The 10,017-nt window shown below is 72.0% G+C and carries 7 protein-coding genes; 4 read left to right on the top strand and 3 right to left on the bottom strand.

The features are described from left to right. Positions 1-88: 88 nt before the first annotated feature. Genes ASE25_RS20955 through ASE25_RS20965 form a run of 3 tightly spaced genes read right to left on the bottom strand, consistent with a single transcriptional unit; the run spans position 89 to position 4,696 of the window. Positions 89-2,398: a DUF3488 and transglutaminase-like domain-containing protein gene (locus ASE25_RS20955; RefSeq protein ID WP_056827278.1), complete on the bottom strand. Its 2,310-nt coding sequence runs from the start codon at positions 2,396-2,398 to the stop codon at positions 89-91. Then, a complete protein-coding gene (locus ASE25_RS20960) occupies positions 2,395-3,639 on the bottom strand; it encodes a DUF58 domain-containing protein (protein WP_056827279.1) in 1,245 nt (414 codons plus the stop codon). The genes ASE25_RS20955 and ASE25_RS20960 overlap by 4 nt, the downstream gene beginning before the upstream one ends. A gap of 16 nt (positions 3,640-3,655) precedes the next feature. Then, positions 3,656-4,696, bottom strand: a complete 1,041-nt coding sequence (locus ASE25_RS20965; RefSeq protein WP_056827280.1) for a MoxR family ATPase — start codon at positions 4,694-4,696, stop codon at positions 3,656-3,658. A 496-nt stretch (positions 4,697-5,192) separates the two neighbouring features. Between ASE25_RS20965 and mraZ the strand changes: the two genes are divergently transcribed. The 4 genes from mraZ to ASE25_RS20985 all read left to right on the top strand — a co-directional run bounded on the left by mraZ (position 5,193) and on the right by ASE25_RS20985 (position 10,008). Beyond that, the gene (mraZ, locus tag ASE25_RS20970; protein WP_020144649.1) at positions 5,193-5,624 is read left to right on the top strand and encodes a division/cell wall cluster transcriptional repressor MraZ; all 432 of its coding nucleotides are present in this window, start codon (positions 5,193-5,195) and stop codon (positions 5,622-5,624) included. Positions 5,625-5,988: 364 nt separating this feature from the next. Beyond that, complete coding sequence (gene rsmH / locus ASE25_RS20975; protein ID WP_056827281.1) at positions 5,989-6,999, top strand: 16S rRNA (cytosine(1402)-N(4))-methyltransferase RsmH; 1,011 nt, start codon at positions 5,989-5,991, stop codon at positions 6,997-6,999. Next, positions 6,996-7,658, top strand: coding sequence for a hypothetical protein (locus tag ASE25_RS20980; RefSeq protein WP_056776235.1), 663 nt, complete (start codon positions 6,996-6,998; stop codon positions 7,656-7,658). Before rsmH ends, ASE25_RS20980 begins: the two co-directional genes overlap by 4 nt. 562 nt (positions 7,659-8,220) lie before the next feature. Beyond that, a complete protein-coding gene (locus tag ASE25_RS20985) occupies positions 8,221-10,008 on the top strand; it encodes a penicillin-binding protein 2 (RefSeq protein WP_056827282.1) in 1,788 nt (595 codons plus the stop codon). Positions 10,009-10,017 lie beyond the last annotated feature (9 nt).

The following is a 10,017-nucleotide window of genomic DNA, read 5'->3' on the forward strand; positions in this document are numbered from 1 at the left end:
CCCGGACACCGAAGGAGCCCACGACACGTCGTCGTGGGCTCCTTCGCGTCTGCGGTGTCCCGTGGTCTGCGTATGCCGTGTGCCGGGCTCAGCGGCGCCGGGGGAGCAGGCGGTCCGGGAGGGAGCGCCAGAACGACACACCAGCCTCGGGCCAGAAGAAGGACCGTGCCCGGGTCTGCCAGGCCCGGGTGCGGCCGACCTGACGCCGGATCGACCGGATGTCGTGGTGCAGCCGGAAGGCCTCCTGCGGTGTCGTGCGCTCGGGCCGGTCGTAGCGGGACTTCTCGAGGGTCGCCGTGACCCGTCGCATGGCGGTGGCGTTCTCCTCGTCGAGGTGCCCGTCGGCGACGTAGCGTTCGCGCAGCTGGCGCAGGGTGACGCCCTCGGGCGCACTGAGCCCCAGGTCGCCGAAGTGCGAGGTGAGGTCGTCCCACTCGGCCTCGATGAGGTCCTGCTGGGTCACGGCGGCGCGTCGGCGACGCAGCCGGAGCAGCCAGGCCGTGATCGGCATCGCGAACGCCGCGAGCAGGCCGAGCACCAGCGCGAGGGCGAGCACGACGTTGCGCACGGTGAAGACGTGCCCGACGGAGTCGAGGAACGTCTCCTCCTTCTGCACGGGGGCCGCCGTTGCCGCCGTGGTCGAGCTGGTGGCCGAGGCCGTGCCGCTCGCGGTGTTCGTCTCGCTGACCTCGCGCCCACCACCCGTCGGGCCGGAGCCCGCGCCGAGGACGGCATACGGTGGCGGCGAGCCCGCACGGGCACCAGGGGTCGGCTCGAAGCGCAGCCAGCCGTAGCCCTGGAAGTAGAGCTCGGGCCACGCGTGGGCGTCGCTCGCGCGGACGATGTAGCGCTCGTCCGAGAGCTGGCCCGGGAGGAAGCCGATCGCCATGCGGGCCGGGATCCCCTGGGCCCGGGCGAGCATGATCATCGCCGTCGCGAACTGCACGCAGTAGCCGCGCCGGGTCTGGTAGAAGTTCTGGATCGGTTCGAGAAGGCGCCCCTGGCTGTCGCGGAGCTGCTCGCCGAGGTCGAGGGAGTAGGTGTAGCGGCTCGGGTCGCGCAGGTGGTCCTGGATCGCGATCGCCTTGTCGAGCGGGTTGTCCGCGCCGCGGGTGACCTGGTCGGACCACTGCTGGATCAGGTCACGCGAGCGGTCCGGGATGGTGAGGTCGTCGTCGGTGATGTCCGGCGAGTCCGGGGCTCCCGACTCGCGCAGCTCCGGCGGTGAGGGCGCGAGATCGGCATACGTCACCCGGTAGGTGCTCACCGCGCGGTCGACGCGGACGTCGCGCGTGACGGGGTCGATGCTCCACGGCGTGCCCTCCATCGCGACGGCGACGACCGGGTAGGGCGCCGCGATGCGGGGCGCGGCGAGGGTGTTGTCCGTCACGGTGATGACGTAGTCGCGTCGCTTGTCCGGTGGCGGCAGCGGAGACGGGTTGTCGGGACGATCGCCGGTGGCGCCGGCGACGCTCCACTGCCCGCGGGAGTAGTACGACGTCGCGAGCACCCGCAGGGGGGACCGCGTGAAGGCCGTCGTCGTGTAGGTCAGGACGGGCGACTGGTCCTGGTTGTTGAGGCTGCGCGAGAGGTCGAGCGTGTCGTTGAACCCGACGGACCCCTCGCCGGCGCCGCCGCCCGACCGGCCGAGCCCCTCGGTGAGGTAGCGCGGTGGGAAGTGCGGGATGACGGCCGGCACGACGAGGGCGACGACGACCCCGACGGCGCCGAGCTTCAGCGCCCCCGCGGTGAACGAGCGCAGGGCGTCGCGGTCGTGGGCTGCCTCGTCGATCTCGCTCTCGTCGGCCGCGCTGGCCGTGCCCCAGCGCCCGAACTGGGCCCGGGCGGTCGTGTGCAGCATGACGAGCCAGAGCACGACGGGCACGACGAAGAAGCGCAGCGCGAGGGCGGCGTCGCCGTTGGCCGCCGTGATGAGGTATGCCGTCAGCAGTGGCAGTCCGGCGGCGGCCGGGCTGCGCCACGTGGCGGCCATGGCGTCGACCGCGATGGCGACGAGCGCGACGGCGACGACGAGGCAGAACGTCAGCCCGTCGTTGAGCGGTGCGGGGGCCGAGTAGCGGTTGATCGTCTCGAGGGCCTGCAGCCCCAGGGAGTTGGCCGCCTCGAGGGTGGCAGGTGTCGGCACGAAGAGGGTGAAGGACTCACCCGTGTAGCGGGCGAGGATGACGTAGGACGTCACGAGCACCTGGAGGAGCACGACGAGTCCGCGTGAGCGGGTGAGGCCCCGGGCGACGAGGCCGAGGCCGGCGACGAGGGCGATGACGAAGGCCGCCTGCGGCAGCCACGTGGACTCGACGAAGAGGCTCGTGATGGGGTAGACGGCGGCCAGGGTGGCCAAGGCGGCCAGGAGGGTGATCCTCCAGCGACGGCGGGTCATCGGCTGCCTCCGACGGTGGCGGCCGTCAGGACGGCCCAGACGTGCGCGACGTCCTCGTCGCGCTGGACCGAGACGGCGCGCCACCCCGCGAGGCGCAGCGTGTCGACGTGCGGCTCGGCCTCCTCGGCATCGGTCGTGCCGAAGCTACGGGCGTCGAGGACGAGCGCCAGGCCGGTGGTGCCCGGTTGGCGCAGGCTCGCCACCCGGGAGGTGATGTCGCGTCCCTGCGGTCCGACGACGGCCACGAGGAAGCCGCCGGCAGCGGCGAGGGCCTGTCCGGCACGCAGGATCTCGTCCTCGCCCGTGTCGTCGCGCGGCGTCGCCACGGCGAGCACGTCGAGGATCTCCTCGGGCATCATGGTCTCGGCCGCGCGGGAGGTCTCGACCGTCTCGGCGCAGACGAGGTGGACGGCATACCCCGAGTCGCACAGGTGCACGGCGATGGACGCAGCCGCGGTGATCGCCCACTCGAACGAGCTGCTCACTCCCGTGCCCCCGTGCGCGGAGGGCCGCGGGTCGATGAGCACGACCGCGCGACGCTGCGCGGGGCGGTCCTCCTGGCGCACCATGAGGTCGCCGGTGCGGGCGGTCGCGGGCCAGTGGATGCGGCGCAGGTCGTCGCCGTCGCGGTACTCGCGGATCGTGACGTCGTCCTCGCCGTGCAGCGCGATGAGATGGGCCTGCTCGCCCTCGGAGCCGACGCCCGCGCTCGGCTGGCGGTTCGACGACAGCGGGTGCACGGCCGGCAGCACGACGAGGTCGGCGGTGCCCTCGAGCACCGCGTTGCGGTTGGCGAGGCCGAACGGGTCCTGCACCTGGACCCCGAGGGGCCCGAGGTGGTGGCGTCCACGCAGGTGGGAGCGCACGGCGTAGTCGATGGCGCGGACGCGGCCCGGCGGGATCCGGCCGACGACGAAGCGCGGCCGGTCGCCGAGGACGTAGTCGAGCCGCTCCTCGGCGAGGAAGATCGGCGTCGTGTTCGTCGAGACGTTCTCGAAGGACAGCGTGACGTGTGCGTCCTGGCCGACGCTGATGCGCTCGGGGTGGCTGTGCCGCTCGATGCGCATCCGCGTCTTGCGGGTGCGCACGAGCACGGCGGAGATGAGGGGGAGCGCGACGAGGAGCACCCCGAAGCGGGTGAGGTCGCGGAAGCCGAAGATGACCCCGGCGAGGACGAGGACCGCGCCCGAGCCCATGAAGGCCCGGCCCCTCGTCGTCAGGACGCTGCGCAGCGAGCGCATGGGCGCCTGCCCCCGCTCAGCGCGCTGCGGGCGGCACCGGCACCTGGCGCAGCAGGTCGGTGACCACCTCGACGGTGGTGCGGCGGGCGAGCTGGGTCTCGCTCGACGGCATGAGCCGGTGGGCGAGGACCGGCCCCGCGAGCACCTGGACGTCGTCAGGGATCACGTGGTCGCGACCCTCGAGCGCGGCAAAGGCGCGGGACGCGCGCAGCAGGTGCAGGGCGGCACGCGGTGACGCGCCGAGCCGCAGCGCGGTCGTCGACCGGGACCGGGTCACGAGGTCGACGATGTACTGGCGGATGGCAGGACTCGCGTGGACCTGGCTGACGGCGTGCACGACGCGGTTGATCGTCTCGGCGTCGGTCACGGGGGTCAGGGCGTCGAGCGGTGAGCTCGAGCCGTGCGTCTCGAGCAGGTCGAGCTCGGCGCTGGGTGCCGGGTAGCCCATCGAGATCCGGGCCATGAAGCGGTCGCGCTGGGCCTCGGGGAGGGGGTAGGTGCCCTCCATCTCGATGGGGTTCTGGGTCGCCATGACGATGAACGGGGCCTGCAGGGTGTAGGTCGTCCCGTCGACCGTGACCTGGCGCTCCTCCATCGACTCGAGCAGGGCCGACTGCGTCTTCGGGGACGCGCGGTTGATCTCGTCGCCGACGACGACGTTGGCGAAGATGGCGCCCGGCCGGAACTCGAAGCGGCGGGCGTCCTGGTTGAAGATGCTGACGCCCGTGACGTCGCTGGGCAGCAGGTCGGGTGTGAACTGGATGCGGCGCACCGTAGCGTCGATCGACCGGGCCAGCGTCTTGGCGAGCATCGTCTTGCCGACGCCGGGCACGTCCTCGATGAGCAGGTGACCACCGGCGAAGAGGACCGTCACGGTGGTGCGGACGACGTCAGGCTTGCCCTCGATGACGCTTGTCATGGCGCCCATGAGCCGCTCCGCCACGTCGTGGATGAGGTCGAGGTCGGCTGCGCCCGTGGTCGCGGCCGCGCCCGGTGATGCCGTGGTCCCGAGCCCCGTGTCCGTCGTCGTCACACTGTCCTCCGTCGTCGTCCCCATGTCGTGGCGCAGCGCTGCTCGTGGCGGGCTGCGTAACCCGTCAGGTGATCTTCTCCCATGGACCCACGACACCGGTAGGGCTGCCCCGGTCGTGACCGGATGGAGACCTTGGTCGTGGGCACGTGGTCGACGCCCCCGGGAGCGCGCCCGGGACCACCTCCACTTTCCTCCACCTCCAACGTCCGGTGTGGCCGTTCGGTTCGGTTTGGGGCGGGTCCTGGTGGGGCCGAACCCGCTGCTGAGCACGATCCGCAGGGCGCGGGCGTCGGCCGGGTGGCCCGGGCGGGCGTCGCCGTCACCGCGGTGGGGTGTTCGGGCGAGTGGTGGTGCCCCAACTGCTCCACTTCACTCCACCCCGTCTGACCTGCGTAAACGCGGGACTCGCCGGGCCAAAAAGGGTCAAAGTTCGTTGACGGTGGAGCAAAGTGGAGTATCGTGGGGCTTCAAGGTAGGGAATGGGGACGCCTTCGGGTCGACAAAGGGGAGGTGGCGGACCATGTTTCTCGGGACGCACACGCCCCGGCTCGACGAGAAGGGTCGGCTCTTCCTGCCCGCGAAGTACCGCGAGCGGATGGCCGGCGGGCTCGTCGTCACGCGCGGCCAGGAACGCAGCCTGTTCATCTACCCGATGGACGAGTTCGTCAAGGTCGCCGACCAGATGCGCCAGGCCCCGACGACGAGCAAGGTCGCCCGCGACTACATGCGCGTCTTCCTCTCCGGCGCGTCCGACGAGATCCCCGACAAGCAGGGCCGGTTCACGATCCCGGCCAACCTGCGCCAGTACGCCGGCCTCGACCGCGAGGTCACGGTCATCGGTGCCGGCGCGCGCCTCGAGGTCTGGGATAGCGCGGTCTGGAACGCCTACCTCGAGCAGACCGAGCAGAGCTTCGCCGACACGGCGGAGGAGGTGATCCCCGGACTCTTCTGAGTCGGGACGACCACCGTCGCCGACGACGACCGCCACGACATCACCCGCACCACCGACCAGCACCTGAGCGCCGGCCTCCAGCCGCTCCACACCCGGGACGACTTCCCCCGTCCCGGGCGAGGCAGCGGATGGGGACCAGCCCCCAGGTCGACGGGCTCCGCAGAGCAGCACCGACAGCACCACTCCCGACCGGCACGCGACCAGCTCCCTCCACCTGTTCGCTGCCACTCCGGCCGACCGGCCACCACCACATCACCCCACGGCGGATCCCTATTCGCCGTGAGGTCACACCAGTCACACCAGCCCCGTGCGTCACAGACGCACCACACAGGGCCCAGCAGCACGAGCGTGAGAGGGACGCACCATGAGCGATCGAGGACAGGCGCAGGAGCGTCACGTCCCCGTCATGCGCGACCGGATCCTCGAGCTGCTCGCCCCCGCGCTGCAGCGGCCAGGGGCGGTGCACATCGACGGCACCCTCGGCATGGGTGGCCACGCCGAGGGTGTCCTCGAGCGCTTCCCCGACTGCACCGTGGTCGGCATCGACCGCGACCGTGAGGCCCTGGCTCTCGCGGGCGAGCGACTGGCCCGGTTCGGCGACCGCTTCCGCCCGGTCCACGCCGTCTACGACGACATCAAGGACGTCGTCGGCGACCTCGACGTGTCCGCGGTCGACGGCATCCTCTTCGACCTCGGCGTCAGCTCACTCCAGCTCGACGAGGCCGACCGGGGCTTCGCCTACCGGGTCGACGCGCCGCTCGACATGCGGATGGACCAGTCGACGGGGCAGACCGCCGCCGACGTGCTCAACACCTACTCGGTCGAGGACCTCACCCGCATCCTGCGCGACTACGGCGAGGAGCGCTACGCGCGCAAGATCGCCAAGGCCGTCGTGCAGGACCGCGCGATCGAGCCGTACTCCTCGTCCGGTCGCCTCGTCGACATGCTGCGTCGCGTCATCCCCGCCGCCTCGCAGCGACAGAGCGGCCACCCGGCCAAGCGCACCTTCCAGGCCCTGCGGATCGAGGTCAACGACGAGCTCGAGGTCTGGCGCCGCGCCATCGACGAGGCCATCGACGTCCTTGCCGTCGGCGGCCGGATCGCGGTCCTGTCCTACCACTCGCTCGAGGACCGGGCCACGAAGCGGGCCTTCGCCGCCGGCGCCACGTCCAGCACCCCCGCAGGTCTGCCGGTCGAGCTCGCCGAGCACGCGGCATACCTCTCCCTCGTCACTCGGGGCGCCGAGGCGCCCGGCGATGACGAGGTCACCACGAACCCGCGGGCCGCCTCGGCCCGACTTCGCGTCGCCGAGCGCGTGCGCAACACCTCCACGCACACCCCAGCCAGCAGGACCAGGAAGGGACCCACCCGATGAGCCAGATGACCGCCACGGCCCGGCCGCTCCGCGCGCCGCGGCGCGGCCCAGCCCCCACGCCGCTCCGGGTCATCCCGAGCAGCATCACGCGCACCGGCAACGGCGCGTTCGTGACGATCTGCATCGGGCTGCTCACGGCCGGGCTCATCGCCCTGCTCCTGCTCAACACGGCACTCGCCCAGGGCTCGCTGGCGGTCGGTGACCTCCAGCGCGAGTCGGCACGCCTCAGCGACACGGCCGGCAACCTCCAGGAGGACATCGACCGGGCCTCTGCCACGGGCGCGCTCGCGCGCAGCGCCGCCGAGATCGGCATGGTGCGGATGAACACCCGCGGCTACATCGACCTCTCCACGGGCACCGTGTCGGGCGAGCCGGAGCCGGCGACGAAGAACAACGCCTTCCCGATCGTCACGAGCCCGACGCCGCCCGCCGTGACGGCAAAGGTCAAGAAGGTCCTGTCCTCCGCGACGAAGGCCAGCAAGGCGGCCTCGGCCACGCCGGCCACGCCGTCCCAGGCCGCCACGCCGACGACGCCCGGTGCCAAGCCGGAGACCCCCGCAGCACCCACACTGGGCACGACGCCCGGAGCGTCGGGGCAGGCCACGGGCGCGACCGGGGCGGGCCAGGCAGGGCAGGCCCAGCAGACGACGGTGAGGTGATCCCGTGACGCAGAACCGAGCGACCGATCCACGACGGACCGGTCGCGGTGCTGCGCCCGCAGGGGACACCCGTCGCGCCTCCTCCGCGACGGGCACGGCCCGCGTCGGCCAGGCGCGCGCAAGCCAGGGCCGGCCCGCCCAGGGTCGGTCCGGCCAGGGGCGGGCCGCCCAGCCGGGCTCCGTCCGGCAGAGCGGTGCAGCCAGCTCCCCGGGCCAGAAGTCGGGCCAGAAGTCGGGCCAGAAGTCGGGCCAGAAGTCGGGACAGAAGCCGGGACAGAAGCCGGGCTCGTCCGCGGGCGCGCGCGCGAGCACGTCGGTGCGCGCGACCTCGGCGGGGCGGGGCGCCGCGCCGGCTCGCAGCCGCAGCGGCAGTTCGTCCGGCAGCCCCCGAGCCAGCACGCGGACGAGCGCTCCCCGGACCCAGACGGCCTCGAGCCGCGGTCGCGGGCCCGCAGCTCAGCGTGCCGCGGCACTTCGGGGACCCCGAGGGCCTCGAGGTCCGCGCGGGCCCCGTCGCCCGCTCAAGATCTCGCGCGCGAACCCGCGCCGTCGGGCGCGCGTCATGTTCGTCGCCATCCTCTTCGTCTTCACGATCTTCGCCGGGCAGCTGCTGCGCATCCAGGCCTTCGACGCGTCGGCCACCCAGGAGGCCGCGCTGTTCAAGCGGTCGGTCAAGACGACGACGCCGGCCATGCGTGGCCAGATCCTCGACACGAACGGACAGGTCCTCGCGGACTCCGTCGAGCGCTTCACCATCGCCGCGGACCCCAAGATCATCCCGCTCTACACGGTGAAGATCGACGGCGTGCGGCAGGAGGTCGGGGTCACCCGCGCCGCTGCCGACCTCGCGCCGCTGCTCGGCATGACGCCGTCGGCGCTGACGAAGCTCTTCACGCGCTCGAACACCCGCTACGTCGTGGTGAAGAAGGAGGTCAACCCCGCGATCTACCGTGAGATCCGGGCGCTGGGCATCCCCGGCATCACGGGTGAGCGCACGGCCCAGCGGATCTACCCGACCTCCATGGCGCTCGGCCAGCTCGTCGGCTTCGTGCGCCCCTCCGACCAGAGCGGCGCGGGCGGCATCGAGCAGATGCTCGACACGGCGCTCAAGGGCACTCCCGGTGTCAGCGTCGCCGAGCGGGCCCGGGACGGCTACATCATCCCGGGATCGCAGCGGGTCGACACCCCCGTCGCCAACGGGCGCGACGTCAAGCTGACGATCGACGCCGACCTCCAGTGGTACGCCCAGAACGCCCTCGCCAAGCAGGTGACCGCCGTCGGGGCCGAGTCCGGCACCGCGGTCGTCCTCGAGGTGGCCACGGGCAAGGTGCGCGCCGCCGCGAGCTACCCGACGTTCGACCCGAACGACCTCGGCGACGCCTCGAAGTCCTCGCTCGGCAACTACGCCTTCAACGACGCGTTCGAGCCCGGATCGACCGGCAAGCTCATGACGATGGCTGCCGCTCTCGAGCAGGGCGTCATCACGCCCGACACCGGGGTCATCGTCCCCCCGCGCCTGCCCCGGGCCGGCACGTCCTTCAAGGACAACGAGCCGCACGGCGTCGAGAACATGACGGCCACGGGCGTGCTCGCGAAGTCGTCCAACATGGGCACCATGCTCATCGGCGAGCGCGTCTCGCCGTCCATCATGGAGGCGTACTACCGCAAGTTCGGCATCGGCTCGAAGACTCCCGTCGGCTTCCCCGGGGAGTCGGCGGGGCTGCTCGCCGGCGCCAAGGACTGGGTCTCGACGCGGCGCTACACGATCCTCTTCGGCCAGGGCTACGCCGTCACGGCGATCCAGCAGGCCGGCGTCTTCCAGACGATCGCCAACAGGGGTGTCCGCGTGCCGCCGTCGCTCGTCGAGGGCACCGTCAACGACAGCGGCACCCTCATCCCGTCGACACCGACGACGCCGAGCCGCGTCGTGACCGAGGACACCGCGGTGAAGCTGTCGCGGATGATGGAGGAGGTCACCGGCGAGAACGGCACCGCGAGCGCGGCCCGCATCAAGGGCTACCGCGTGGCCGGCAAGACCGGCACGGCCGACCGCTACGACGAGAAGCTGGGCCGCTACAACGGCTTCACCGCCTCGTTCATCGGGTTCGCGCCGGCCGAGGCGCCGAAGTACGTCGTGGCCGTCTTCATCCAGAAGCCCAGCTCCGGCATGTTCGGTGGCGCGCTGGCCGGACCGGTCTTCAACCAGGTCATGTCCTACCTGCTCGAGCGCACCGGTGCCCCGCCCAGCCCCACGTCGACCCTCGACTACCACGTCTGGGCCGACAAGCCCCTGTCGTCCGACGACCCCGAGGTCATCAGCAATGCGCGGGCGAAGCGGGATGGCCTGTAAGTTGGGATG

It is taken from the genome of Terrabacter sp. Root85 (assembly GCF_001429185.1).
Taxonomy (GTDB): domain Bacteria; phylum Actinomycetota; class Actinomycetes; order Actinomycetales; family Dermatophilaceae; genus Terrabacter.